At 35.2% G+C, this 26721-nt stretch carries 17 protein-coding genes and 8 pseudogenes; 6 read left to right on the top strand and 19 right to left on the bottom strand.

Going from position 1 to position 26721, the window contains the following annotated elements; genetic code table 11:
• Positions 1 to 33: 33 nt before the first annotated feature.
• A pseudogene (locus AC1DS7_RS21165) lies at positions 34 to 393 on the bottom strand (recombinase family protein); the annotation flags it as partial.
• Positions 386 to 454, bottom strand: a pseudogene (locus AC1DS7_RS21160) (Holliday junction resolvase RecU); the annotation flags it as partial. The pseudogenes AC1DS7_RS21160 and AC1DS7_RS21165, both read right to left, overlap by 8 nt.
• Positions 455 to 583: 129 nt before the next feature.
• Here AC1DS7_RS21160 and AC1DS7_RS21155 point away from each other — a divergent pair.
• Entirely contained in the window at positions 584 to 880 is a 297-nt protein-coding gene (locus AC1DS7_RS21155) for a hypothetical protein (RefSeq protein ID WP_098167792.1), read from the top strand.
• 1400 nt (positions 881 to 2280) lie between these two features.
• Here AC1DS7_RS21155 and AC1DS7_RS21150 read toward each other — a convergent pair.
• Complete coding sequence (locus AC1DS7_RS21150; protein WP_476999200.1) at positions 2281 to 3024, bottom strand: M15 family metallopeptidase; 744 nt, start codon at positions 3022 to 3024, stop codon at positions 2281 to 2283.
• A 244-nt stretch (positions 3025 to 3268) separates the two neighbouring features.
• Between AC1DS7_RS21150 and AC1DS7_RS21145 the strand changes: the two genes are divergently transcribed.
• Positions 3269 to 3523, top strand: coding sequence for a SunI/YnzG family protein (locus tag AC1DS7_RS21145; protein WP_476999184.1), 255 nt, complete (start codon positions 3269 to 3271; stop codon positions 3521 to 3523).
• Positions 3524 to 3863: 340 nt separating this feature from the next.
• Here AC1DS7_RS21145 and AC1DS7_RS21140 read toward each other — a convergent pair whose 3' ends face one another.
• Together AC1DS7_RS21140 and AC1DS7_RS21135 are read right to left on the bottom strand one after the other, a co-directional pair.
• A complete protein-coding gene (locus tag AC1DS7_RS21140; RefSeq protein WP_098636504.1) occupies positions 3864 to 4187 on the bottom strand; it encodes a hypothetical protein in 324 nt (107 codons plus the stop codon).
• A gap of 219 nt (positions 4188 to 4406) precedes the next feature.
• Positions 4407 to 5192: a hypothetical protein gene (locus AC1DS7_RS21135; protein ID WP_476999204.1), complete on the bottom strand. Its 786-nt coding sequence runs from the start codon at positions 5190 to 5192 to the stop codon at positions 4407 to 4409.
• Between AC1DS7_RS21135 and AC1DS7_RS21130 the strand changes: the two are divergent.
• Positions 5136 to 5441 (top strand): annotated as a pseudogene (locus AC1DS7_RS21130) (hypothetical protein); the annotation flags it as partial. The gene AC1DS7_RS21135 and the pseudogene AC1DS7_RS21130 sit on opposite strands and share 57 nt — an antisense overlap.
• A 31-nt stretch (positions 5442 to 5472) precedes the next feature.
• Here the strand turns inward: AC1DS7_RS21130 and AC1DS7_RS21125 are convergent.
• Positions 5473 to 8754 (bottom strand): VaFE repeat-containing surface-anchored protein, encoded by a 3282-nt coding sequence (locus AC1DS7_RS21125; RefSeq protein WP_215588376.1) that lies wholly within the window; start codon positions 8752 to 8754, stop codon positions 5473 to 5475.
• Positions 8755 to 9762: 1008 nt separating this feature from the next.
• Here AC1DS7_RS21125 and AC1DS7_RS21120 point away from each other — a divergent pair.
• Positions 9763 to 11019, top strand: a complete 1257-nt coding sequence (locus tag AC1DS7_RS21120; RefSeq protein ID WP_061675657.1) for an ATP-binding protein — start codon at positions 9763 to 9765, stop codon at positions 11017 to 11019.
• Positions 11020 to 11299: 280 nt separating this feature from the next.
• Here AC1DS7_RS21120 and AC1DS7_RS21115 read toward each other — a convergent pair.
• From AC1DS7_RS21115 to AC1DS7_RS21105, 3 genes and pseudogenes are all read right to left on the bottom strand, one after another.
• A pseudogene (locus AC1DS7_RS21115) lies at positions 11300 to 11426 on the bottom strand (IS6 family transposase); the annotation flags it as partial.
• Between the two features lie 367 nt (positions 11427 to 11793).
• Entirely contained in the window at positions 11794 to 13584 is a 1791-nt protein-coding gene (locus AC1DS7_RS21110) for a helix-turn-helix transcriptional regulator (RefSeq protein ID WP_033715022.1), read from the bottom strand.
• A gap of 4 nt (positions 13585 to 13588) precedes the next feature.
• Positions 13589 to 14179: a sensor domain-containing protein gene (locus AC1DS7_RS21105; RefSeq protein WP_016100947.1), complete on the bottom strand. Its 591-nt coding sequence runs from the start codon at positions 14177 to 14179 to the stop codon at positions 13589 to 13591.
• Between the two features lie 284 nt (positions 14180 to 14463).
• On the opposite strand from AC1DS7_RS21105, the gene AC1DS7_RS21100 reads away from it, so the two are divergent.
• Entirely contained in the window at positions 14464 to 16473 is a 2010-nt protein-coding gene (locus AC1DS7_RS21100) for a serine hydrolase domain-containing protein (protein ID WP_016100946.1), read from the top strand.
• A 129-nt stretch (positions 16474 to 16602) separates the two neighbouring features.
• Here the strand turns inward: AC1DS7_RS21100 and AC1DS7_RS21095 are convergent.
• The 9 genes and pseudogenes from AC1DS7_RS21095 to AC1DS7_RS21055 all read right to left on the bottom strand — a co-directional run.
• Positions 16603 to 16818 (bottom strand): annotated as a pseudogene (locus AC1DS7_RS21095) (DDE-type integrase/transposase/recombinase); the annotation flags it as partial.
• A 507-nt stretch (positions 16819 to 17325) separates the two neighbouring features.
• A complete protein-coding gene (locus AC1DS7_RS21090) occupies positions 17326 to 18303 on the bottom strand; it encodes a DUF4179 domain-containing protein (protein WP_016100945.1) in 978 nt (325 codons plus the stop codon).
• Between the two features lie 3 nt (positions 18304 to 18306).
• Positions 18307 to 18837 carry an RNA polymerase sigma factor SigX gene (locus AC1DS7_RS21085; RefSeq protein ID WP_002190245.1) on the bottom strand — a complete coding sequence of 177 codons (531 nt, stop codon included), beginning with the start codon at positions 18835 to 18837 and terminating at the stop codon, positions 18307 to 18309.
• Positions 18838 to 19632: 795 nt separating this feature from the next.
• Positions 19633 to 19716 (bottom strand): annotated as a pseudogene (locus AC1DS7_RS21080) (YjcZ family sporulation protein); the annotation flags it as partial.
• A gap of 293 nt (positions 19717 to 20009) precedes the next feature.
• A complete protein-coding gene (locus AC1DS7_RS21075) occupies positions 20010 to 20990 on the bottom strand; it encodes an alpha/beta hydrolase (RefSeq protein ID WP_016100944.1) in 981 nt (326 codons plus the stop codon).
• Between the two features lie 182 nt (positions 20991 to 21172).
• Complete coding sequence (locus tag AC1DS7_RS21070) at positions 21173 to 22540, bottom strand: sensor histidine kinase (RefSeq protein WP_215588378.1); 1368 nt, start codon at positions 22538 to 22540, stop codon at positions 21173 to 21175.
• Positions 22537 to 23211 (bottom strand): response regulator transcription factor, encoded by a 675-nt coding sequence (locus tag AC1DS7_RS21065; protein ID WP_002142571.1) that lies wholly within the window; start codon positions 23209 to 23211, stop codon positions 22537 to 22539. Before AC1DS7_RS21065 ends, AC1DS7_RS21070 begins: the two co-directional genes overlap by 4 nt.
• 386 nt (positions 23212 to 23597) lie before the next feature.
• A pseudogene (locus AC1DS7_RS21060) lies at positions 23598 to 23841 on the bottom strand (GNAT family N-acetyltransferase); the annotation flags it as partial.
• 147 nt (positions 23842 to 23988) lie between these two features.
• Positions 23989 to 24876 (bottom strand): LysR substrate-binding domain-containing protein, encoded by an 888-nt coding sequence (locus tag AC1DS7_RS21055; RefSeq protein WP_002142572.1) that lies wholly within the window; start codon positions 24874 to 24876, stop codon positions 23989 to 23991.
• Between the two features lie 142 nt (positions 24877 to 25018).
• Between AC1DS7_RS21055 and AC1DS7_RS21050 the strand changes: the two genes are divergently transcribed.
• Complete coding sequence (locus AC1DS7_RS21050) at positions 25019 to 25777, top strand: NAD-dependent epimerase/dehydratase family protein (protein WP_002014092.1); 759 nt, start codon at positions 25019 to 25021, stop codon at positions 25775 to 25777.
• A gap of 335 nt (positions 25778 to 26112) precedes the next feature.
• Here AC1DS7_RS21050 and AC1DS7_RS21045 read toward each other — a convergent pair.
• A pseudogene (locus AC1DS7_RS21045) lies at positions 26113 to 26499 on the bottom strand (IS4 family transposase); the annotation flags it as partial.
• Positions 26500 to 26721: the final 222 nt, after the last annotated feature.

The raw sequence follows: 26721 nt of genomic DNA, 5'->3' as shown, positions 1-26721 counted from the left end.
AATAAAAAAGCAGCGGATTCGCTGCTTTAAAATCTACATAACTCCCTTTTCTTTTGCTCTCTCATAAAGAACCGTGCGGCTTACACCTGTAACTTCACATATCTTCTTTACTGTAAGCTTGTTTTCCTTTCGGTTTGCAAGCAGATCTAAAGCATGTTCCATATTAGGATAATCATCATCGTACTTCTTAGGGCGCCCTTTATAAACACCACGCTCTTTAGCTAGTTCAATACCTTCTCGTTGCCGCATTCGAATTAGGTCACGTTCTAACTGATTAACACCAGCCATTACAGTGAGTCGGAAAGTGCTGTATGGATTATCGCTTGTAGTATCAAGCCAATTGTCTTTTAACGACTTAATAGAAGCGCCTTTTTCTTTAATTGTTTCTATGATACATTTCATTCGCTAGATTGATAAGCATTTCAAATGCCATCCCACGGTTTCCGAGTCCCATTGTTATTCCTCGCTTTCTATTAAAAGGATTATTTTGTTAAAAAATTGATTCTAATTTATAACCTCTATCTTTTTCCTTCATTTCCCATTAAAATTGAGTAAAACTATTTTGAAAACATAGGAGAAAGCTATGAAGCACAACCTCAATCTATGGTCCTTTATATGCTCTTTGATTTGCGTTGGACTATTCCGTTTATATTTTGAAATTCCACTTGAATTATTCAAATTTTTCACGGATTCATTACACATTCACCCTTTATTTATATTACTAGTTTTAACAATAGGAACTTTTTTTGCTGGCATTATAGGATTTTCTAAGATAAATAATTGGATTGCGATGCTTAGGAGTGTAGCAACAGTCTTACTAACATTGTTATTATCAGTGTTTTTAACACTAACTTTGATTGTGGGTTATGCATTAAGTTAAACGTAGTTTTTTATGAGTAAAACTCAATATTCCGTCAATAATATAGATGACATTAGATTTTTCTCCTTGTTCCCCCTTGGAGATGAGCAGTTAGTTTTTGCTAACTGCTCTTATATTTATAACAAAGATAAGATTCTTTAGAATGATTCTTCTTTATTTCTCAATATAAGGAGCCTTGGATTTTCATTAAAACTCCTGTAGTATATGAACAAAGAGTAAGGTAAGAGTTACTCTTTGCCATTTTAGGAAAGGTTCTGTTGGAAACAACAGGACCTTTTTTCGTAAAGAGATGGTTTTGTTTAATTTCTCACCACTAACCACAAAAAATATCTTATAATCGTTATATACTAAATTAAAATAATGGATTAGGAGTAGATCAAATGCCAGTTACACTAGAACTTATTCTTTTCATTCTTCTAGCAATTAGCGCTATTGGCTATTTAGTAAAAGAATTTCAAAAAACTAGGAAAAGAACACTTGGAATTTCACTAGAATTCTTGGTTCTTTTCTGGTCAATATGGAGAATATCGACTATCATAATCTGATTTGTAAAACATGAATTCCTTCGAATAAAAATCAATATTATGTCCATAATGTTGATAGGCTGTATGCCAAAATCCATTTAGTTTTCTCTGTATCTCCTTGTATTGAGCAGTTAGTTTTTGCTAGCTGCTCTTTTATTTATGAAAAAAGATAAAAATTTTTATAATGATTCTTCTTTATTTCTCAATATAAGGAGCCTTGGATTTTCATTAAAACTCCTGTAGTATATGAACAAAGAGTAAGGTAAGAGTTACTCTTTGCCATTTTAGGAAAGGTTCTGTTGGAAACAGCAGAACCTTTTTTCGTGATTTAAAGGTACTAAGAAAAAATGAAATATTTACCATGAAGGTAATTGTTAAATATTTTACGCTTATACAGTATAATGGGATAGTTATTGTGTATTGGCATTAAGAGGAGCGTCCTGATTAAGCGCTTCTCTTTTTTTATAAAATAGCTCCAAATTACTTGGACACATTTACCAGTTTATTCAACACAAATATCATGTTAAAATCCCTTGTGAATACGACATAACTCAACTTGGTGAAGCCCTGTAATATTTCCTGTAGGGCTTCTTTTTTTACAAGCAGTTATTTCATTAAGCTGACTACCTTGTTGTGCAAAATAACGATTTTGTTCACTTTTTTGATACATTTATAAAACATTCATATGTTATCTTCAGTAAGTTCTATTTCCTTTATAATATTGTGTGAAGTATACCAACGAACGAAGCCTAAAAAACTCTAATGAAGTGATGAAAAAAACCTAATTTCTCTACAAAACATTGAGAAATTAGGCTTTTTAATAGAAAAAGTAGCATTCATAAACAATGAATACAGTTTAACTCTTCAATTCTATTTTCACAGATTCATATATTCTTCTAAAGTCAGTTTTTCCTTATATATATTTTCAGCAATATCTCCTACATAGCGAATATGCCAAGGTTCATATGCATAACCCGTAATACTTTCCTTCCCCTTAGGATAACGAATGATAAACCCTGCACGATGCGCGTTTTCTTTCAGCCATTTTCCTTCCTTCGTATTCGCAAAGGATAGCTCTAGTTCATTGTTCGCACTTTTAGAAGAAACATCCATCGTTAACCCTGTTTGATGTTCGCTATGCCCTGGCTTTGCAGAGAATCGATCCGTATGCTCTTGCCCTTTCTTTTTAACATTGTTGGCATACAGACCTTTTTGATACTCATAGGAACGAAATCCTGAAACAGCATTCAACTGGATCCCATCTTGCTTAGCTAAAAGGAATAGTTTTTCTAACGCTTCCGCTGCTTCTTTACGAAGATGACTCTTTTCTACCGTTCCACTAAATGAGAACGGTACATTTGGTACAACTAAATCCTCTGGCATATAGTCTTCGGGTAAACCATATTCCTTATTTACTACAGCCTGTATACTAGCAAAGGAACTTGCTATCTTATTTGAAGTCCCATTTTGCTTACTATTTTTTTCTTTATTTATGGAGTTTTCACTAGTTTCATGGTTTGTCTTATATGGTTCTTTACCAATAGATATATTGGTGTAAATGATAAAGATACCTAACATTACTACTATAGAAGTTAAGGTTCCTACTAATTTAAGTCTCATCATTCATTTCCTTCCTGCAACTCCTACTGTTACTCATTCATCATACTTCAACCATATCAAATCCATATTAATTCCCTGTGAACTTTTCTTCATAACGTATTCCTTAATAGATTGATAGTATATCTTCCCTTTCTTTTGGCACCCTTAAAATATCAGCTCTATTCATACATGTAGAAAAACAATCTAAAAATTCGTATAATAAGATAAGAAGTGCAGCATTCTATTATAGAAAGGTCTTGGTATAATGCTAGGTATTGATGTCAAAAAAACAAAAGAAGAGTTAATTATTTCATGGCAATTTGCGGAGGTCACGATTCCATTACGTGATGTGATTGAGGTTACCGAAGATGCTACCTATGCGGGTGTTGAAGAACCAAGTGCAATCCGTATCGGAACAGCATATGGGACAATTGATCGTATATTAATTAGAACTGTAAAACAAAATTATGTATTATTTACTACGAATAAAGTGTCGATTTTAAACGCAATTCACGCGTAACAATGAGTAGATAAACGCGCTTAAACAAAGTTCAAGTGAAATAAAAAGGTGCAAAGTCATAGAATTGACTTCGCACCTTTTTCTATATTTGTGAGGGTAGCATGTAATTGATGCCGCAGAAATTGGGATGCAAAATTGCATCTTTAATTCAGATATATTAATAATAAAGATGAACTGCTCAACATTTTTCTTTTAAGTTAGTATTTCAAACCCTAGCTACCTAAAGAACTCAAGTAAACGTATCTTAAATCCTTTTAAGTGGCACAAAAAGCGTCTATGTAGGCGCTTTTTGTATAAGAAAACACCTTATATGCATAAGGTGTTTTCTTATTTCATCTATCTAGAACTTCTCTATTTGAACTGTAAAATGTGGCTTGAATTTTACTTCGATTGTTTTGTTTTCTACGCCGCCTTGGACATATAATGAGTCATTACGGGTATAGATTCGTTTCGCCGAATGTATCTTGGTTTCAAATATGCGTTTATTTTTGTAATACAATTTTAATTCAACAGTTTCCTCGTAATAACACATAATCATTACTAATTCAAATCCTAATTTATCTATTTTATTATATCTATATGCACCTGCACCAGGAATAAAATAATCTTCTGGTTCACTCTCGAATATTTCTAATAATTCGTATTCATCATATTGAATATTCATTTTAACAACTCCTTTCGTGAATGGGCTTAATCTACTTTATTTATAATATTCACGATTTATTAGGTACAACGGAAACAACATCGCCATTATCATTCAATACGACTCTAACATCTTTCCCATCGTATTACCATAGACCAGGTTTATTTCCTGGTTTTTTAGTAGCATGCTTAATTGTTTCTTCTACTACGCTTGGTGTTACACCTCGCGGATCAACTTTTTTTAATTCCTCCATATATTCTTTTGATCCGAATGTGTAACCATTCCTTTCAGCTCTTTCACGTGCACGCTTCGTAAGTTCTGCCCGAACCTGAATTGTATCAGGTGCCATTCTTTCAAGAGCATGTTCAGTATACTTACGCCCATCAATGACCCTCCGCCTCTTGGCATACTCCATCCACTCTCTTCAGTTACCTTTGATACTTTTCCTAAATCCTTCGCTTTTTGTTCTAACTCACCATATTTACCGAATACACGTCCAATAACTTTAGGAGCCCCACCAAAAACAGTAGAAACGGTTCCCCATACATAGTCATTTTTGTCATACTCTCTATCAGTGAAATATTCTTTGCCGTTAATGAGTTGTAGCCCTTGTTTGATTTGCCCAATAACTGGCATGAAATCAAGTGACATCGATCCAAGTTCATTTGTACGCTTCTGTTCTGCCAAAAACTCTTCCATTTTTTCAGGTGGTACACCAAAATCTTTGAGGCGAGTAGATAAACCATCCATGTTTCCAACATTTTTAGCTATATTAGACGTATCTATTTTATAGCCTGAAATCTTATTAGCAGAGTCCATAATGTTATTGGCAGCATCTAATCCAGACATGATATCTGTATGCAAGGTTGGGAATGCTTGTTGAGCTTCTGCAACATGCGTTGAGACACTATTAATTAGTCCATCAGCCATTACTGCTTGTTTATGAAGTGATGCCCCAGCTTTTTGTATGGTAGAAAACTTGGCTTGGAGCAACGGACTTGTAAACAGTGTGGCCATGTCATTCAAAGTAAAGCTAAACTACGTCTAGGTCTCTGCCCTAGCTGTTACGAACACCAAGTAATTATGAATCAATTAAATGTAGAATTTAAGAATTTTAAATCCACATGTATTATGGAAATGTACGCCGATTATGTAGATTCAAAAAGATGGATTTCATTAAGTGATGCAACGAAATTAACGATTAAACACCGAGCAGCTGCTGACTGTTTTGCTGTCCTGGAATTATTACAACAACTCAAAAATAAGCACATCTAGTAAAAAAACAGATGTGCTTATTTTTTAATTTTTATGCATTTTTACGTTTTAGGAAAATCACTCCACCAACAATTAACAATAATGCACCTGCAGCCATAGAGATCCAGCTTGTAAGGTCAGCGCCTGTTTGCGGTAACCATCCAATTTTAGATTGAATTTCTTTCTTAGGTTGTGGTTGCTCTTTTACTTGCTCTTTAGGTTGCTCTGATGTTGGAGTATTTTTATCTTGATTCGGCTGTTCTGGTTTTGGTTGTTCCGGTTTTACCTCTTTAAATTTCACCGTTTGACCCTTATCTTCGATGTCAACATGAATAGCAACCAAGACATTATCTTGATACAATTCTTCAAACACTACCACTTCTTTACCTTGTAATGCAGATGCATTAAATGTGAAATCGAGTGTGATAGAACCATTTTTTTCTTTTGCAGTAAACTTAGATTCTACTGTTACTTCTTTATCATCAACTAATAATGGTTTTTTTGTTGCTTTATCCATTAGTTTGCCTTTTACAACGTACTCTTTACCCACGATTAAGTCTTTGTATTCCACTTTATCTTGGATTGTTACAGATTTAGAAGCGTCTAACTCTTTAGAACCATCAGCTTTGTTTGTAGCTGTTGTTTTAATGGAAGGCTCTACAAATCGAACTGTTTGACCTACATCGTTAATGTCAGCGTGAGTTGCAATTACTTGACCTTCATGCAATAAGTCTTCAAACACAACTACTTCTCTTCCTTGCTGTTCAGCACCAACGAAAGTAAAGTCTAATGTTACAAAACCATTCTTTTCTTTTGCAATGAACTTAGTCTCTGCTGTTATTTCTTTACCATCAATTAATAATGGTTTGTTAATAGCTTTGTTCATTAATTTACCTTTTACAGTGTACTCTTTACCAACAACTAAGTTAGTATACTCTACTTTATCTTGAATAGTGATAGAATCCTTTGAATGAATCTCTTTTCCACCATCAGCTTTGTTTGTAGCAGTTGTTTTTACTGATGGCTTAACGAACTTAACTGTTTGACCTTTATCATTGATATCAGCATGTGTAGTAACAACTTTTCCGTCTTTCAGTAACTCTTCGAATACTACTACTTCTTTTTCTTCTAAACCAGTTGCATCAAAAGTGAAATCTAGTGTAATAGAACCGTTTGCTTCTTTTGGTGTAAACTTAGTTTCAGCAGTTACTTCTTTACCATTTACAACTAATGGTTTATTAGTCTCTTTATCCATTAATTTACCTTTTAAAGTGTACTCTTTACCTACTTGTAGGTCTTTGTATTCCACTTTATCTTGGATTGTTACAGACTTAGAAGTGTGCATTTCTTTTGTACCATCGGTTTTATCAGTAGCTGTTGTTTTTACTGATGGAATCTTTTCATCTTTGACAATATGTTTAATGATTTGACCATTCTCTTTGATCTCAAAAGAGAATATTTCTTCATTCAATACATAACCTTTTGGTGCAACAGTTTCTTTATATGTGTATTTTCCAAATGGTAACTTTTCAAACTTCGCGATACCTTTATCGTCTGTTTTCCCTTTAACTACTTCTTTTCCTGCTTCATTATAAATAGTAAACTCTGCATTCGGAAGCTTATTGTTTCCATCAGCTACATCAACTTTTGTAATTTCTAGATCACCTTTGATAAGATGATTAACTGCTAATAGCTCAATAATTTTCCCGTGTTCCTTTATTTCGAACACAATTGGTTCTGTAATAAGAACGTAACCATTTGGAGAAGCCTTTTCTACAAATGAATATTTACCATACGCTAAATCTTTGACGTTAACTTCACCATTTTTATCTGTCTTATATTCCCCAATTACTTTCCCGCTTGCATCTTTTAGCTCGAATACTGCACCTTCTAATTTTTTACTGATATCTTCATTATCTACTTTTAGTAATTTCACACTACCTTTCACTTCTGTATTTTCCACTGTAAAAGTAAGTGTTTTATTGTGCTCTTTAATTTCAAAAGGATACTTTGTGTTATTTCCAATATATCCATTAGGTGTTTTTGTCTCTAAGAAATAATATTTACCATACGTAAGACCATCAACATTTGCAATTCCATTTTCTTTTGTTACTACTTTTTTCACTTCTTTTCCATCTTCAGTAAAGACCGTGAATTCAACATTAGGTAACATCTTACCTGAATCACTAAGTTTTTTTATTTCGATGTTACCTTTTACTTTGTTGTTTACTACTTGAACAGCTCCTATTTCCCCTGTCTTAACTTCAATAGTTTGTGGTTTATCACCTGAAACATAACCTGTTGGTGCTTTAATTTCTTTTACTGTGTAGGTACCAATTGGTAGGTTATTTAATTCTGCAGTACCATCAGCACCCGTCGTGATTTTTCCAACTGATTCATTATTTGCATTAAAGACTTCAAATACTGCACCAGCTAATATTTCTCCATTTTCCCCAACCTTTTTAATTTTTAAAGAACCAGCAGCTTCCCAATTTACTGCAAGGTCACTACTAAGCTTTTCCTCATTTCTTTCTAGTAGCACTGTAGCATTCTGAACAGTATCAGTACCGCGATAAGCAATTGCTTGAACTTTAGTTACATTTGCAGCAACACTTAGATTAAATTCACCTGTTTTTGTATCTTTAGGAATTTGGATACGGAATTTTTCTCCAAGTGAAAGCTGATCTTTCACTTCTCCATTTTCACTAACAATTTTAACTCCATTAGGTGCATTTTTCGCTACTACTTTATAAGAACCACTCTTAGCATTTGTTTGTACTGTGTATAGGTTTGTTTCAAAAAACTCACCCTTTAATTCTGCCTTTTGCTTTTCAGCAGGAATCACATTCATAAAAATATCTTGAGTATCTTCACTTGTATTTGCAGCATTAATAATTGTCTTAGCCGCTTTTTCAACATTTTTATTTTCATGCTTTAATTCATTTACATCAAGTTGACCTAATGCATTCCAAACCGCAAGCTGAGTTGCATAATGTGCTTCATTCTTATTAGCTACTCCCAGTTGTTCTATACTTTTTTGTGGGAAACCATTTAATAGAACCCTATATACTACATTATCTGTTTTCCCCATTTCAGGAAGATCTTCACCATTTGGTGATTTTAAGCCAAGGGTTAAACAATAAGCAATTTGACCGCTTGAATTTTTAATAATTTCAGTTCGAATGTACTTACCTAAACTGTCGCTATAACTCCAGTTCATTGAATACTTTTCATGCGTCATAACCTCCGCATTTGCCTTCGGTAGAAACACATTAAAGAATAATGCTAGTACTGATAATAATGCAAAAACTCTTTTAACAACTCTTCTCCCCAATTTTAAAACCTCCCTAGATAAAATGAACCCGATGTATTATTCAAATATTTAAAATAATCACAACGAAGATATTTCATATTATAAGACATAAAGTTACAAATATTATATTATTTTTACAAATTATTTATTTTCTCAACAACCACTATAAATTATAATATTAAAACATTCCGTTTCACAAAAGTGACAATATTAGGATACCTTAACAAAATAAGAAACTTGGTAAAATACTAGAATAACGGTAGTTGGAGTACGGAAACGATTCTTCGCATGAAGGACCACTACAAAGATATTTTCAAATTGAATATATGTATTAATAATGAAATTTTATTGCATTTACACCTGCAATGTTTATATAAAAGATAGTAAATTATGTTTTTATAGGATTTTTTCTATTAGTTTACTGGAAATTTGCATTATTATGTGACAATAAATATCATTGTATTTAATATAAAATGATATAAAAAAGGGGTACGCAGATAATTATCGGAACTTTCAATCGATTAATTATACTAAAATTAGTATTAAGAATATTAGTAAAAAAGTAACAACGTTATTACAAAGTTCGAATATTGGTCTAAGTACCCTAGCATCTCAATGGTAACCTCTTGAATACTTTTACGTTTTTAAATAAATTAAAATAACAAAAAAATAATAATTTTTAATTTCTTCTTTGTAATTTAATAAGTTGCATGTTAATATGGCGAAGGTTATAAAATGGATTTCGCCATACACAATGTTTTTTCGGAATATTCACTCCAGAGAAACGTAACTATTTCAGTAATTTGCTTCATCTTTTACCTATACAAGGGCTACTTTCAATTTTTTTGTTCATAAGTAAAAGTAACTTTTTATTCTATCTTCCTCATCGATTTTAATATAAATGGTAAAAAAGCACTTTTTCAAGTGCCCTTCCTTTTCTTTTTTAAAGATAGAAAATCTAATAAAATCAAACACCTAGATTAAACACATACATAATCCTACTTACAAACTCTCAGAGAGGTATAAACTATGGGAATTCCTACACTATTATTAAATACATTTATTATTATTATTTGTATCCTTAGTTACCAAGTATTTTGGCTAGAACATAAAGAAAAAATGGCATGTAATAATATATTAATTTCTGTACTTTCCTCCATTGCAATTATTTTTTGTATGACTTTTCCTTTTCATTTACACGCTGGGTTCATTTATGATTTACGTTTTATTCCCATTATATTAGTTTTTCTATACGGAAATACAAAGAGCATTTTTTGTATTGGAGTTTTATATCTTTCTTATAGATTTTACTTAGGTGGAAGCGGAGTCTTCCCATCATTTATTATCTTTACTGTTATTTCTGTTATTACAATCATGTTTCGTTACTTGTCACCTACTTATTTCAAGGAAAAGAAGATATTATTAAGTATTCTACTTATTTTGATATGTACAACTTCCCTTTCTATCTGCGGTATTGTAACGCAAATAAATACAGGTGGTAAAATTGACTCTACTCTCATTGAATTTTTATTCAATTATATAATCATAAATATTTTCACAGTATTATTATCAGTTTATTTAATAGAAGGAATGATCGAGAAATATAAAATAAAAGAAAGAATGCAAAGAGCAGAAAAATTTTATATAGCTAGCGAACTAGCTGCATCGATTGCACATGAAATTCATAATCCACTGACCACGGTACGTGGATTCACTCAATTACTAAATGAAGATGAGAGTGCTAAGATGTCTCAAGATAAGTACTTAGAAATTATGTTACTTGAAATGCAGCAAATACAATCTACTATTAATAACTATTTATCTTTAACCAAACCACAAAACATTATAAAAGAGGAACTAGATATTAATTACATATTAAATCAAGTGAAAGATAATATTTCACCACTCGCTCTTTCATATAATGTTGAAATAAAACAGCATATTACAACAGATTCCCTTTACATAAATGCTAATACTGAAAAATTAAAAATATGTCTAACCAACATCATACAAAATGGAATTGAGGCTATGAAAAATGGTGGCGTATTACAAATAAATATACAAAAAATAAAAGGTAATATTGTAATTGATATTATTGATACAGGAATAGGAATGTCTTCCCAACAAATAAAACGTATTGCCTTGCCATTTTATTCAACAACAGAAAAAGGTACTGGGCTTGGTACTATGATTGCGTACAGTATTATTAAAGAATTAAACGGAGATATAGAGATAGAAAGTGAACTAGGAAAAGGAACACACTTTTCTATCACTATCCCCTGCTAATATAATAGAAGATTTATTTAAATGATATTATTTTGTAGCTAATATAACCATATAAAAAGAAGACGTAACTATTCGTCCTCTGTTTATATGGTTCTGGTGCAAAAATGTTAGTTAGAAACATAGAGTAGCAATTTCCTTTTCATTTCTATCTTATGAAGCTAAGCCAAACAATTTATGAATAAATTCTTTCTCGCCTTGGACAGACTTGTCCGGTAAAACAAGTGGTTCTGGTGCAAAAATAAAATACAGTAGAATAACGCACATATATTCCTAACGGAATCGTATCAGCAATGGATAAACCCCGTTCTTCTAGCATTTCCACCAAATCACGAAAACTAAGGTTGTATCGTTAACAAGATGATGTCTGGTTGATAATGCTTCCATTTTAATACATTTCCCTTTTCCATACCAATCACGCACTTTTTCTAAAGTAATAGTAACAGTATGTCCAAGATTTATAGATTCATTGCAATTATCCTTAAGTTTTTGCACCAGAACCCTATTTAGGTATGTGACCGATTCGAGGTATGGGGCCATCCTTTAAATTAATTCCATGTATAAGGGTTACAAAGCTAATGTTCACTATAAAACCCGACATAAGATCGATTATGTTGGGTTTTATATAATTGTCTTTATCGAAAATTAAACATTATTTATAGAATTTATAGAATCTATAAAATTGTCTATAACAGACATTCAAATTACATTTTTTGAAGTGTGGTCCCCGAAACCCCGAATTATTCACGTACCCCTAGCAGATGACAGTACTCCCTCTTACGAGAGTAATCCTGTATCTCTTGCTTTTTGCACGGCTTCTTCCCGATTTTTGACTTCTAGCTTGTCATAAAGAGTAGAAGCATAATTTCTAACTGTGCCATTTGATAAGTAAAGTTTCGAAGCAATTGTTTTATAACGGATTCCTTGAGACAAAAGATTCAAAACCTCTAACTCGCGTTTCGTTAAGCCATACTCTTTTCCATCTGACTTCAATTCGACTGACTCTTCCTCATCATTTCCATCCCACATCTTATGGAACAAATCTTGGTCAATCATCGTGCCTCCCCGATAGATGAGKCGAATCGATTCAGCTAGTTCACGAGAATCTATGGATTTCAGCAAATAACCGTCAGCTCCATTTCGTATGATTTCCTTCGCCCTTTTGGTATCCTGAAACGTTGAAAGAATGAGGACACGAATGTCTGGCCATTTCCCCTTAATTATTTTGGTCGCACGAATCCCATTCAGATTGGACATCTCTAAATCCATTAATACTAAATCTGGTTTTAGTCTTTCACACAATTCTACAGCCTGTTCTCCATCTTCAGCCATTCCCACTACTTGCAAGCCATCCTGTCCATCCAAAATTGTATGAAGACTTTCTCGAATAAAAGAATGATCATCGACGATACACAAGCGGATTGGTTCATTAGACAATTGTACAAGTCTCGGTAACGCACATGAAATTAACGTCCCTTCTCCTTTTTTGGAGTAAACAATAACTCTCCCTTGTAACTGACTCACGCGCTCTTTCATCGCAGTTAATCCGAAGCCATCCTTCCATTCCTCTACCCCGCAGCCATTATCCTGCACATCCAATCTTATCTGTTGCGGCTCAAAATGAAGTGACACAATGATTTCGGTGGAGTGTCCATGGCGAACCGCATTTGTTAATGATTCCTGTAAGCTCCGATACATTGTCAGTTTTGATTGCTTGGAGACCGTATACTCTTCTCCTATTATTCGAGTACGTACATTTACTTTTGCATGCTTCTCAAATTCCTCTGTCAATTGTTGTAATGTGAGAGTTAAGGCAAGCGATTCTTGTGGTAAGTCCATCTGATGTAGATACATTCTTACTTCTTCCATACTGTTACGGGCCAATTGTAATAATGAGTCGAGCTTTTGCTCTCCTTCTTTAGTCTTTAATTCCGTACGTAATGTTTCCATCCCCATAATAATTGAGGTATAAGAATGCCCCATCGTATCATGTAAATCTTTTGAGATCCTGTCACGTTCCTCCAGTAAAGTAATCCGCTCAACTTGAGATACGTACTGTTCCAATACATGCTTTTGGTTCCGAATCGTTTCACTTTGACGGTAATTGACAACTAGTAAACGAAAGGAAGAACCCACAGCAAAAGCCAGACCGATTTGTATAATAATCACCCATACATCTATTCCATGGGAAAATATTGCAATGAGCAACGGAAATAAAACAATTGTGATAGAAGCCGACCAACGGTATGATTTATGAGCACTATTTGCTGCAATCATAAAAGTCGGCATTAAAAAAGCAAGGTACGCTGACGGAAATAATAAAGTTAAGTAAAAGCATACTCCGCCAAATAAAATTATCTCAGTAAATAGATAATAGCGATAACTGAACATTAAACAAATCCATGGTATTGAAAATGAAGTGACTTCCCAAAGGATAATGATCCAAAGCGGTATAGTCAAATGGTCTCGGTGTTGGATAGTCGTTACCATCAATGATAGCCAAATGATAAAACGTATACAAAGTAATACCCAATCATACCAGAGCCATAGTTTCAAGGTCTTAAACAAATTATCACCCCTTAATAGCTTTAAACATGGAACGCGTGTACATTCCAATTGTTCGAACTAAGCTGTTTCCAATACAAATACATATCCAGATGAGAATACACCCAACAATCATGACAAAAATAGCCTTCTGCCATGAATTCACAACAATTCCCAATAAGTATAAATCAAAATATTGAAAAAGCAATGGTGTTAAGGTAAATGCAAACGGAGCTACGTACAATATAACGGCACATATAAGGCTAATCACTCCAACAAAAGATTTTTGCATGAGCCAAAAAATAGCTCTCCAATTGCTACTATTAAGAATTGCCTCTCTCGCTTTAATCCATTTATCCCCTTCATTTTTTGTCATTGGCAAGATTGGCTCTATCGATATACCCGTATAAACTTTCGTCTGAATGCGTTCATACTGGACAAACGTGTGAGTTGTTTGCAGCACCCATGCCAACAAAGGAATACCTATGAAGATAACCGTCAGCACCAATGCAAATGTCATACTGACCAAATAAAAGAAAAAGTAAAATAATCCAGATCCAAAGGTAAACAACAAAAAGTAGAAATCTTGCAAGCTTTTTTGAACAGATTCTTTTGTCATTAGATTCTCTCCTCCATTTTCTTTTCTTTGCTAATACCCTATGAGTCGCCCTTCGATTCTAACTTTTCATCTGTCACACACAGTAGTGTCAAAATGTCATAACTTGTAGGTCGTGGGTATAAAACTAGCCGTACTCCGCTCTATTTTTTATGTCATGCATGAATATGACGAAAGGTCACTAGTTACTATGACTTGCTACTTGCTACACTCGGTTCATACACTAACGAGCTGACAACTCGTTGTGCAAACAAGAAATCTTCAATCTCATAAAGGAGTGTACAAAAATGAAAAAAGCAATCAATAAACTGGGGCTCGTCGCAATTCTGCTCACTTCTACAAGCATGATTTCTGCATGTTCCCAACAATCATTAGAAGTTAGAAATTCAAAGTCATCGACACTTGCAACCAATATCAAAATGACGAAAGCACCTAATAACAAAAAAGAAGTAGAATTTTTTGCTGATCCGTTATTCGAAGAAAAAATGAAGAAGTACAATGTGAACGGTTCAAGTTTTGTCGTCGTTCATGATGGAAAGGTCGTCGTCAATAAAGGGTATGGTTATGCAGATAAAGAAAAGAAAATTCCCGTCAATAAGGACACGGTCTTTCAAATCGCTTCAGTCTCGAAAACTTTTACCGCCTTGGCCGTGATGCAACAAGTTGATAGAGGAAAGCTTAAACTAAATCAAGATGTACAACAATATCTCGGTGGATTGAAAATCCCCAATAAAACAGGAAAACCCCTCACCCTGTTTGATATGTTGACCTATACCAGCGGCGTAGACCTGCCCGATATCACCACGCTAATCGGGCCTGAATATGTAAATCAAAATATATCTATTAGGGAATTTCTACCTAAACATATGCCGACAGTGGTACGGCCGCCCGGTGAAGCTTATACGTATGACAACTTTGCATTTTTACTCGCAGGATTTGCAGTGGAGAATGTTACAGGTACATCTTTCTCACGATATATGGAAAAGAATATTTTCAAACCATTAGGCATGAAGTCTACAAGTGTGCGCTTTACGCCTGACCTTCTCAAAAGAATGGCTACACATTACGGTCCCACTGGCGATCCTCATCCAACAAATGGGCACGCTCCAACAGATGGACCACAAGGAAGCATTTTGTCCACCGGGGAAGACATGTCAAAGTACATGATTATGCAGCTACAGAATGGAAAGTTTGAAGGTAAAGAAATCGCAAGTAAAAAAAGCATGGATATGATGCATGCCTACCAAGTTTTCGCAGATAAGACGATTCCCATTGCGACAGTTGGATTTGAAACATATTTCAATGACCTTGCCAACGGTCAACATGTCGTATTAAAGGGCGGGAATATGCCAGGACATTCTTCATTGATGGTTTTGATACCTGAACAAAAAACCGCATTCTTCATGTCTTACAATAATGATTCTATGATGAGTCGAGAAGTGTATGAAGCGTTCATGGACCATTATTTCCCTGCTCCCAAGGCGGAGAAAACAGTATATCTCTCGTTAGAGGAAAAAGAAGCCCAAAAATACTTGGGCATGTACCAAAACACACGTGCGTTTGCGATTCGTACCCACTTTACCTATGAGAATGGAACGTTGGTCATGGAAGATGAAACAGCTGGCAAACAACTCCTTAAAATGATTCACCCTTTGTTGTTTGAGGATCCAGAAGGAAATAAGATTGCTTTCCAAAAAAATGCGGCCGGAGAAATCGCATATTTTTATTACACCAGTCCTAAAGGCCTAGGCATTGTTGCTCAATCTCAGAAAATCAATATCAAACCACCTTTTGCAGACGTCTCGCAAAAGAGTAACTATAGAAGCCATATCGACAATCTTCATGCTTTAAACATCATGGATGCTAAAGCGGATAATCTATTCGATCCGATGGGCACGATGACACAAGGAGAATTTACGGATGCCTTGTTGTTGGCACATGGATGGAACATTTTCCCGGGTCAAGCCGAAGGGATTAAGAAGCAATGTATAGCAGGTATACCAGGATATGACCGCGCGACTCCGATTAGCAGACAAGTTGCAGCAACCATGATTCAAAACTTGAAGCAGATTCAACCTGACCAAGCCAATCATGTGAAATTGCTCGAAACTGCGGATGCCTGGGCGGTCCAGTCCATTCAATCCCTTGCCTCACAAGGCATCATAGACCCTGATACTACCATCAACACTGACGGATCTTTTACCTTCCGTCCGAAGGATTTGTTACTGCGTCAAGAAGCGAGCGCTTTGCTCGATTTGGCTTTTGGCTATTATGCACTGCCTATTAAACAGAAGTAAGCATTCATCCAAACATGAATCATGGCAAATGTTTAGGGGGGGTATCACATCAGCATAAAGATAAAGGGTTCTGGTGCAAAGATTGCATCTATTTGAAAGAGGTATATAGATTCCTAATGGAATCTATTCTTATGTAGCCATTCCGAATAGTTGATGAATAAACTTCAGTTCATTTTGGACAGACTTGTCCCGTAAAATAAGTTGGCCTTTTTTAACGATATGCATAGCTTCTATTCCTGAAAGAATAGATTTAGCTGTACGAAAAGATTTCAATCCCAACATTGAACGAACTCTCTTTTTAATAAAACGATGATCTTGCTCTACAATGTTATTAAGGTATTTTATATCTATCAAAACTGACTGAAATATGTTTAAAATTCAGTTCAAAAACTCATGACCAAAAACAAAGTTTTATATCAAACATCAAATACCGTTTATGGAACACTCTTAATGTACGGAAAACCAAGTTTTTAAATAAAAAGTTCCTTAGCGTACGAAATTCGCGTTATGTTGGCGGGACCCCATCGCCATCAAGTTAAGGTTTTGAAGTACCCCCTAAACGAAAAAATTCTTTCTCTATAGGGGCACCATATCAAAAAAGAAAATTGTAAGTTTAGACACATTTTAGATACAAAATAACCGATTCCTTATACGTTAAGGGACCGGTTATTTATTTCCCTACTTTTTTAGGGAGGTTTTTCTCGTAATGGTCTTAAATGATTGATTTAAGGTTATAAACTTAAATCATAAATAAAAGATAGAGTAAAAACTATATAAGAAATAAATGTAACGAAAACAAGAAAACATATAAACTGAGCATTAGATACATATTGTTCTATTCTTTTTTTCATTTTAATTAGTATTATTTTTCAGATGTGAAGTATCAATTTGAATTTCACCTTTCCAAGATCCAATTACTTTTCCAATTCTATTTATATTTACATCTAAAGTAAGGGGCTGTTTAAAATCGTCTTTTCCCTCAGAAACTATAACAAATGTAGCAACACCTTCGGGTTTATCATTATCACGAATACCTACATCATTTAATTTTTTACCTGCTGCCATAAGTTCAAAAGGAAGACGGTCATCTGAATCATGGATAAATGATAGTCTCCCTTCATGTTTAATCTCAGGGTTTTCCTCTTGTTGCCCATTAATTTTACCATCACTTTCGAGCTCTAATCCTGATGTATCAAATTCAAATGGTACTAAACTTCCGTCAGCTTTTTCCATTCTATAATGAACTGATATACGTGAATCTGCGATATATAATTCTTTGAAATGTACAGTAATACCTTGATCTGTAATTTTTTCATCAATAGGAATATATTCGCCATTCTTCATCATATCTTGTGTGACACCATTTTCATCTTGTATTCCTTCATTTACAACTTTATCATTTGTAATTGCATCAGAAAAATATGAGGCAACATTTGTAGCCGCTACTTGTACTTGTGGAATCATTGCTGTTGTGAACAGTGCTGCTGCAGCTACTGCTGTATACATGAAACGTTTTGATTTTTTACTCATGTTTGTAAAGAGTCCCTTCTTCTGTTGTTTTTTGTGATTTATATTAGAAACATTGTCTAGCTTGGAACGACTTTCAAATGTTTTCCATGCTTGTTCTATATCAATTTTGATTTCTTGTGGTGAATTTGCAGATTCTTCATCTAGCATTACGTTTTCCCATTGATTTAATTTACTGATTTCTACTAATAAATCTTGGCATGCTTCACATGTATCTAGGTGCTTTGTGAATTCCTTTCTTATATCATGAGAAAGTTCTCCATCAATATATGTTTGAATAAATCCGATATCATAACATTTCATTTGTTATGCCTCCTCCATTTGTTTATAAATCTTGCGAAATTTCATTTTGGCTCGGACCAATAATGTTCCAATAGAAGATATTTCAATTTGAAGTATTTCTGCAATTTCTTTATATTGAAAACCAGAGAATTTCATTAGTAAAAGGGTTCGTTCTCGATCATTCATTTTATTTAGTATCGTTTGTACCTTTGTAATTTCTTCTTTTCTTATCCAATCATCGTCTAATGATGAAACATTTTGTACTTCATGGTATTGTATTTCTTTATCAATCTTCGCTTGTTGCCTTTTTTCAGATCGCAAATGGTTATAAGCTACATAAGTAGAAGATTTAATCAACCATCCAGGTATGTTTTCAATTACTTTCCAGTCGCTACGATATAATTGTAAAAACACTTCTTGTGCTAACTCTTCAGCGATAGATTGATCTTTAACAATCCATATAATCTGCTTCACAGCATAAGCATAGTACTGCTTAAATAAATCTTCAAAAGGTATATCAGAAGCATGACTTTCTTCATTTTCTATGGTTAACATGTTAGTTTAAACCTCACTTTCAATTTGATGCCTGTATTATAGAGAAACCAGAAAAACGGATTTTGTGACAGTTTTTCTGGTTATTTTTTTATTATGTACTAAAAAAAGCATTCATCTGATTAAAAGATAAATGCCAAAAGGGAAATGAAAACATAAAACTATAACTCTTGCAGTAGTTTTCTATTAATGGGGTACCGCCACATCGCTATCAAGCTAATAAAAAGAAATGCAACAACAAAAAATTGCATGATAAACATAAAAAACAAGTCAGATACCGATGTGGTGAGACCCCATAAAGAAAAGACACCCTAAGGTGCCTTCCTCCGACTTGAACCACTTTAATTTAATAATATGTATTGGACATTAAGTAAACACGTCCTATAAAACAGAATCATTTATTTTCAACAGATTGTTAGTGTACAAATACAAGAGAATCGAGATCGTTTGTTTGGCTAGATTAAAGCAACGCCACACCACACCTATATGGTTGAAATGTGTTACGCCTTCTAATCGGAGAATCAGCTTTATAGAACGTGTCCACAATTTATATTTTACTACATGTAATATTTATTTTATGTAATTTTTACAAATATGTATAATTACATGAAATTTACGAGAAAAAGAGAGTATACTTTGATATTGTGTAATAAAGATAAGGCCCACCTACGGAAATAGGTGGGTTTTTTGTTGGGCATTACTATCTCATTGCACAAAAGGGAATTTGCATTAAAATAATATCATATTCTTAGAGTTCTTATATTGAGAAAAAAGACACTCTTATGAGTGCCCCTTTTTTTAGTAACCGAATCCGCCCCAACAACTACATCCTATAATGATTAACAGGATGAATAGAACGATCAGTAAAGCAAATCCGCCACCTAACTGTCTACGCTTAAAGACTAAAGTTACCTTTAGCCCTCCAAGACTCGCTACGAGCGAATGGCTAGTTCTTACTCGACGGGAATCCCACCCGTTATATGATACGACCTAGGCTTGGCCGCACACCTGCCTCGTTAGTTAATATGAAAATGAAACCCAATGTCTTTCAGGCGAAAGTATAATCTTGGTTTGGAAATATACAACTGTTTGGACATAAAAAAGACCATCGAAATGATGGTCTTGCAGACTGTAGACAAATGCATAAAATAACGAATGAACATTTCTCTGAACACTTACTTTACTTCTTTCATAAATAGTCTAACGTTTTCAGCGATTTCTTTGAATTTGGTATGGTGTAAATAATGTGATCCATCCATGGTTACTACTTTTCCATGTACCGAGTCTTTGATCTGCCCTTCATGCAGAGGTATCCATCCTGCTACATCTTCACTATTCGCTTGTACAAAGAGAAGAAGTGGAAGATATTTAGGGAAGATTAAACCTTGAGCCCCTTTAAAATTAGACGAAATATGGTCCATCTCATTCAAGGTTGTGTCATTATACATGTTTTTATTCGAAATCATTTTCATTTGCTCTACGGTTTTTTCATCAAATGCCAGTCCAGCATAGGGGTCAGCACTGATTTTCATAGCCAATCTTAAGAGGCCTGATTTTTTGAGATATGCAAACGTTTTTAATGGGAAATTGATATCCATACCCGGTTGTGTTGCAACACTGCTATCGATTCCGACAAATGCAGTCACCTCGTTTGGATATTTGTTCACATAATCAATTCCATAAATACCTGTAATGGAGTGGCCCATGAGCATGTATCTGTTAATATTAAGCTGCTGTAGAGCTTCATGAACTTCACTTACCATATTCTCCGTGGTTCGCTCTTTTACAGTTTCATCACTTAATCCATAACCGAAAGGCTCTACCGCAACAACTTTGTAAAATGGAGATAATTCATCGATAAGAAGCTTAAAATCAAGCCCTGGAGTAGCTGTTCCATAACCAGGCAGGAGCACGATCGTTTCCTCGCCCTCGCCTTGAATTAACACATTCATGTTTTTCCCGTCTACAGATACGTGCTGCCCGTAGGGCACTATTCGTTTTTGCTCCGAATGACTACTCATCACATTTACGATATAAACAATACCTAAAAAAAGTACAATGGCTAGAACGATTGCTCCTATGATTTTAAGTAAGATGTTTCGCACTTTCTTTATTTTCATTCCACTTAGCGTTTTCTTTTCCTCTTGTTGTGTCACTGTCATCTTCTCCTGTCCTGATCTGTTTGCCTTCCTTCATGTGCCTGTAATGAAAACTTAACCAATGAAGATGTACTCACCATGACGACAATATGAACTGAATATGAACTGCCAAAAAAAATGCTACGGCTCTATATACAAGTAAGCTTGCATATGAGTCGTAGCATAGAGAATGAATCTAACTAATCTGTTGGTGTAGTGATTGGCAAGGTGACAATGAAGGTCGTTCCTTGACCAAGTTCACTTTTCACTCGGATGTCACCTTGATGAAGCGACACGATCTGTTTAACGATAGCGAGTCCCATACCACTTCCGTCATACTTACGACTGTGGGAACGATCGGCCTTAAAAAAACGCTCGAATATACGCTTCTGGTCGTCAAGGTTAATACCAATACCAGTGTCGGATATTAGGATTGTGACGTTTTTGATATCTTGTTTGATGCTTACGTTAATCACGCCGGTATCCTCGGAAAATTTGATGCTATTTCTGAGGATATTCGTCCATACCTGATTTAACAGGTCATGATCAGCCGTTACTTTAACTGTCTGTAAATCAAGCTCGAAATGTATATCGCGAGCAGACCATTGTGGCTGGAGCGCCACAATTATCCGTCGGATTTGTTCATCGAGGCTGAGCGTGACGAGCCGCAGTTGCTTTGACTGCGATTCAAGAAAACTCAGCTTTAACAGGTTATCGCTCATTTTGGACATCCTTTTCGCTTCAGCGATGATAATATCAAGATAACGGCTTCGTTCGTATTCTGAAAGGTCAACTTGCTTAAGCACTAGAGCATAACCGGATATCGAAGTGAGCGGAGACTGAACCTCGTGCGACACGTTCGTTACGAATTCCCTGCGCATCTGCTCAAGTTGCTGCAGATCGTGCATCATTTCTTCGAAGCTGCGAGCCAAAGTACCCAGCTCACTCGTTTGCTTAATATTCAACTTGACGTTGAAATCTCCAGATGCTATCCGCCTGGTCGCTTTTGTCAGCTTTTTTATCGGTCTTACCAGGAATACAGAGGCAACTAGAATCAATAAGCTTCCTGCAATCAACGAACATGTTGCAAAGACCAATGCCCACTTTGTGACAAAAGAGGCTGAAGGAGGGGCGAGCGCTTCCAAAAATATCGCTTTCGTTCCCATTTCCGTTTTCAACGGCAACCCTAAGAGGACCGTGGCAATACCATTAGGAGTGTCCTGAACAACACCTCCATCTAATACTTTCTTTAGTTGCTCCATCGTCACAGGCGCAGGTTTGTGTCCGTGAAGTTTACCGTAAGACTTGAACTGACCCGTTGCTTCGTAAATTCGAATATAATAAGAATCGAGCTGCTTCATTTCACTTACGAACAAGTCCGCTTCACGTAACGGAAAGGTCTTGTAAATCCGGACGATGTCTTGGCCAAAGTTACGTAAGTTGATTTGAGCGTTTTCGTTCAATTTATCTTCGAATATCCAAGTTGACACCAAAAAAGAAATGATCGTGCCCCCGATGATGGAGACTAAAAATGTCAGGACAACACGTATATATAAGGATCTGATCATTCATAAACCTCAAGCCGATACCCAAGCCCGCGCACCGTTTCGATCCGAAAATCGTGTGTTGTCGCAAACCGTTCACGCAGCCGTTTAATATGTACGTCTACCGTTCGATCATCTCCGGCGTAATCGATACCCCAAATCTGATCGATCAACTGCACGCGCGTATAGACTTGTCCGGGTGTTCCAGCGAGCTTATACAGCAATTCGAACTCCTTTAGCGGCAACGTAAGCGACTCCGTCCCTTTCATCACCTTATAGGTCTGTCGATCAAGGATGACGTTCCCTAAATGGATCGTCTGCGTGGAGCCAATCTTGTATCGTTTGAGTAGTGCCCTAACACGAACCGTCAACTCTAACGGATCGAATGGTTTGGTTAAATAATCGTCCGTCCCAAGTTCGAAACCTTTCACTTTCTCCCATGTTTCTCCTCTCGCAGTCAGCATAAGTAAAGGTAGATCAGGATTGGCTCTTCGGAGCTCCTTGCTTAACGTCCAACCATCCATAATCGGCATCATAATGTCAAGTACGACAAGATCGACATTCGTTGAGATGTAGACGGCCAGTGCTTCCTTGCCGTCCGCTGCTTCAGCTGTTGCGAATCCGTCGTTGCGTAGAAATAAACAGACGAGTTCGCGAATGTTCGCATCGTCGTCAGCAACTAGTATAGTAGGCATCGGTTCCCTCTTTTCCCTGTTTTCCACCGCATTATTTCAAGCAATCATTATACTATAAATTAACACGTATGTTGATTAACCAAAGTAATACAGTTTCTTGATTTATCGACCTGTAGAATTCAAGTGTTTCTTTCAAACTAATTTGCCACTCAATTGACAAGGCTTCACAAAGAAACAGGCATGTGAAACCTGCAAATGACAAGCGTTTATTTTGTCTTTTGGCCTTGTGCACGAAGAAATTTCAGCAAAGCATAGGCAATTATAGCTGTGAATAACTGATTGAACAACGCATTGGATGTTGTGCCAAACAATACAGGAACGTTCAAATTCAGCTAAATCCAGCGGAAAAATGATTCAATTGCCCAGCGCGATTTGTACATGGCGGCGATTCCTTCGGACAGATAGATTGATAGAACACATATTCCCCAAACTACTCCAGTAATTACACCATCTGAAATAACACGTCCCATACCCACTAATTATTTTTCATCAAATGTGTATGGCGTATCAACTTTGATTGCACATTCGTTCCAAATCATTACTTGTTAATTTAAGTGAATTCCATCATAAAGATTCATATAGGTTTAGTAATTAGTCAAAGTTATTAGGGTGTTCTGTCGTACAATTTATATATTACTATATAATCACCTCCTGATTTTTGTATATTATATTTCTACATCGACACATAATATATAACTTTTTCTCATTGCTTATTGAATTAATCTGCTCCGTTCAAGAAGAACCATATCAGTTTAAATAACTCAGATTTTGGAAAAATTAAATTGATTCAAATGATACCCACCTTTTAGTAATCTCAGAAAATTTCTTAGTCGCGAGTGAGGTTGGTTTTCTTATAGCTAATCCAATAGTTCGATAGCTATCACTTTCAAGCGGAATTGCTGCAAAAGAAATTTTTGATGTCGGTATAATCATTTCTGGCAATATACTAATTCCTAGATTATTCTCCACCATGGAGATCACTGAGTATTCATTCATATTTTCGAATCGAATATTGGGGCTAACTTTATTCTCCCTAAATATTTTTTGAATATCATCATAACACTGATATGTTGGCATAATAAAAGGTACATTTTCTATTTGTTGCATTGATACTTGGTTTTCCTTACATAATGGGGATTGGTTAGATACAACACATAAAAGTCGATCCCTCTTCAATTGTACGATTTCAAAGGATTTTTCAAAGGATTCAAAGTAAGTATCATTATTAATAAATCCACAATCTAATCTCCCGTTTTGTAACCAATTCTCAACCTCAGCATAGTTTCCTTCCAGTAATTCGATTTCAATATTTGGAAACTTTTCCTCCATTTTTTTAAGAATACCAGGAATCCAGTTTTTAGAAATACTCGAAAAAACCCCCACTCTTACTGTTCCTTTTTGGAACCCATTGATAGCGGCTACTTCCTGCTTCAGCATGTTGTTATAGTATAAAATTTTCCGAACGGTAATTAAAAGCTCCTCTGCATTTTTGGTCAATGTTAAAGTAGAGTGATTACGAATAAATAAAGGAAAGGAAAACTCTTTTTCCAAACTGCTAATTGCATGACTTACAGCAGATTGGGTGAAACCTAACACTTCTGCAGCTTTTGTAAAACTATTGAGTTCTGCCACTTTGTTAAATATTTCATATTTTGTTAAAGTCACTATGGTCCTCCTCATGAATTTTATTCATGTCTCCATTATATTTCTTCGTTTTATTTAATGCCATTACCAACATACAATAAGTGCATGCTCTATTATATGACCCTTGACAAGGGATGTATTTTTTATGGAAGGATGAAGTGAAATGCAAAAAATTTTAGTTACAGGTGCTGCAGGTAAGATTGGCCAAGATGTTACAAGATTCCTAGATAAGCAAGGGAATTACCAGTTACGGCTAGCAGATATTAACTTATCTGCTTTAGAAACTTTTAAAGATACAAATCATGAAATCATATATTTAGATGTTTCTGATTTAGCTGCTTGTCAAGAATTTACGAAAGGTATAGATATAGTTATACACTTGGCAGGTAATCCTTCGCCAAATGCTGATTTTTATGGCTCCTTATTAGAAAATCATATAAAGGGAACCTATAATATTTTTAGAGCTGCTAGTGATAATAATGTATCCAAAGTGATAGTTGCTTCCAGCGCTCAAACAATTGAAGGCTATCCTTTGGATTATCAACCACATGCTTATTCACCCACGAGACCCAAAAATATGTACGGGGTAAGTAAGTGTTTTGCAGAGGCTGTTGCTTCTTATTTTGCTTATGAAGAAGGGTTACAAAGTCTTGCTATTCGTATAGGTGCATATGATGATTATAATCCATATGGTAAACCACTAACAGCTAGAGATATGAGTGCATACTTAAGCCCAGAAGATTTTATGGACCTTCTCTTAAAGTCGATGACGGCAAAGAACTTACCTCCATTTTCAATTTTACATGGTGTATCTAACAACAGGTTTAAACGAATTGATATTGAAGGAACAAGAAAGTTAGTTGGTTATAGCCCAAGTTCTGATGCTTTTGTACTAAGTGGTATTAAATTCTTTGATTCTTGATAAAGGCATATCTAGAAAAGATATTATATTATTGTTATTTAGCTTTTATTTGTTCTATTTTCAATAGCTATAGTTTCCGTAATCATAATATTCCAATTCCCTCAGATAGAGAACACTATTCTTCTGTCTCATTTGTGGAACAACTCTATTGTCACCACTAGTTCCACAGATGTTCTTTTCCTTTTCAACATAATGGGGTAGCACCACATCGCTATCAAGCTAAGCTCATGTAACGTCAATGATAAGCGAGATTGTTTCTTTTTTTCGAAAGTCTATATGTAGGTGCTTTAAAGATTTGCATACGAAATAAACCCTAACGGGTTTCCTTTTTTGAATTAAGCCGCTTGATTATCAGACATGGTACAATTGTAAACGACACCTAATATATCAAAGACTGTTTTCTTCTCATATCGATGAGATTTTCGCCCGTTTTGCTGTAGAAGATTGAATAGGCGATATAGAACCTTTGATAGTTCTTGGGTGTCTTTCTGTATAGCTTGGAAAAGAAGAAGGAAATAATCTCTAATCATATATATGGCCTTATACTCACTCAGTTCTCGTTTCTTTTTCATAAGAAGTAATTGACGCATTTGAAACATGATAGAAGAACAGAGTAGAATGGCAATCAATTGTCCATACAAATGGCACTCCCATCTTTCTGGTTTTATCTTTTTACACTGATGAATTTGAAAGAATGACTTCCACGTTTTAAATAAAATTTGTCGGGTAAAGAACTGGCGCGGTATCAGTTATGACCCGTCTCCAGCCCCTCCCCATAAGAACTGCTCGTGAAGTTTTCCCTCAAGCAGCTCACCCCATAAACTTCATCAAAAGGGTTATGAGACCTATCAGATGGCAGACACTTTTATCAATATCTCCCTGAGCTTTCGAGAGGACGAACTTTCCAGTCCCAATAGAGAGGACGAACTTTCCAGTCCCAATAG

The sequence above is a fragment of the Bacillus sp. P4_E1 genome (assembly GCF_056401715.1).
Note: the sequence above shows the minus strand (reverse complement) of the source record. Positions and strands in the feature narration are given on the sequence as shown.

Bases quoted from the DNA above. Each gene is read 5' to 3' on its own strand.
- AC1DS7_RS21155 (WP_098167792.1), top strand. From the start codon at position 584: ATGAAGCACAACCTCAATCTATGGTCCTTTATATGCTCTTTGATTTGC.
- AC1DS7_RS21150 (WP_476999200.1), bottom strand. From the start codon at position 3,024: ATGAGACTTAAATTAGTAGGAACCTTAACTTCTATAGTAGTAATGTTA.
- AC1DS7_RS21145 (WP_476999184.1), top strand. From the start codon at position 3,269: ATGCTAGGTATTGATGTCAAAAAAACAAAAGAAGAGTTAATTATTTCA.
- AC1DS7_RS21140 (WP_098636504.1), bottom strand. From the start codon at position 4,187: ATGAATATTCAATATGATGAATACGAATTATTAGAAATATTCGAGAGT.
- AC1DS7_RS21120 (WP_061675657.1), top strand. From the start codon at position 9,763: ATGGGAATTCCTACACTATTATTAAATACATTTATTATTATTATTTGT.
- AC1DS7_RS21105 (WP_016100947.1), bottom strand. From the start codon at position 14,179: ATGACAAAAGAATCTGTTCAAAAAAGCTTGCAAGATTTCTACTTTTTG.
- AC1DS7_RS21100 (WP_016100946.1), top strand. From the start codon at position 14,464: ATGAAAAAAGCAATCAATAAACTGGGGCTCGTCGCAATTCTGCTCACT.
- AC1DS7_RS21090 (WP_016100945.1), bottom strand. From the start codon at position 18,303: ATGAAATGTTATGATATCGGATTTATTCAAACATATATTGATGGAGAA.
- AC1DS7_RS21085 (WP_002190245.1), bottom strand. From the start codon at position 18,837: ATGTTAACCATAGAAAATGAAGAAAGTCATGCTTCTGATATACCTTTT.
- AC1DS7_RS21070 (WP_215588378.1), bottom strand. From the start codon at position 22,540: ATGATCAGATCCTTATATATACGTGTTGTCCTGACATTTTTAGTCTCC.
- AC1DS7_RS21065 (WP_002142571.1), bottom strand. From the start codon at position 23,211: ATGCCTACTATACTAGTTGCTGACGACGATGCGAACATTCGCGAACTC.
- AC1DS7_RS21050 (WP_002014092.1), top strand. From the start codon at position 25,019: ATGCAAAAAATTTTAGTTACAGGTGCTGCAGGTAAGATTGGCCAAGAT.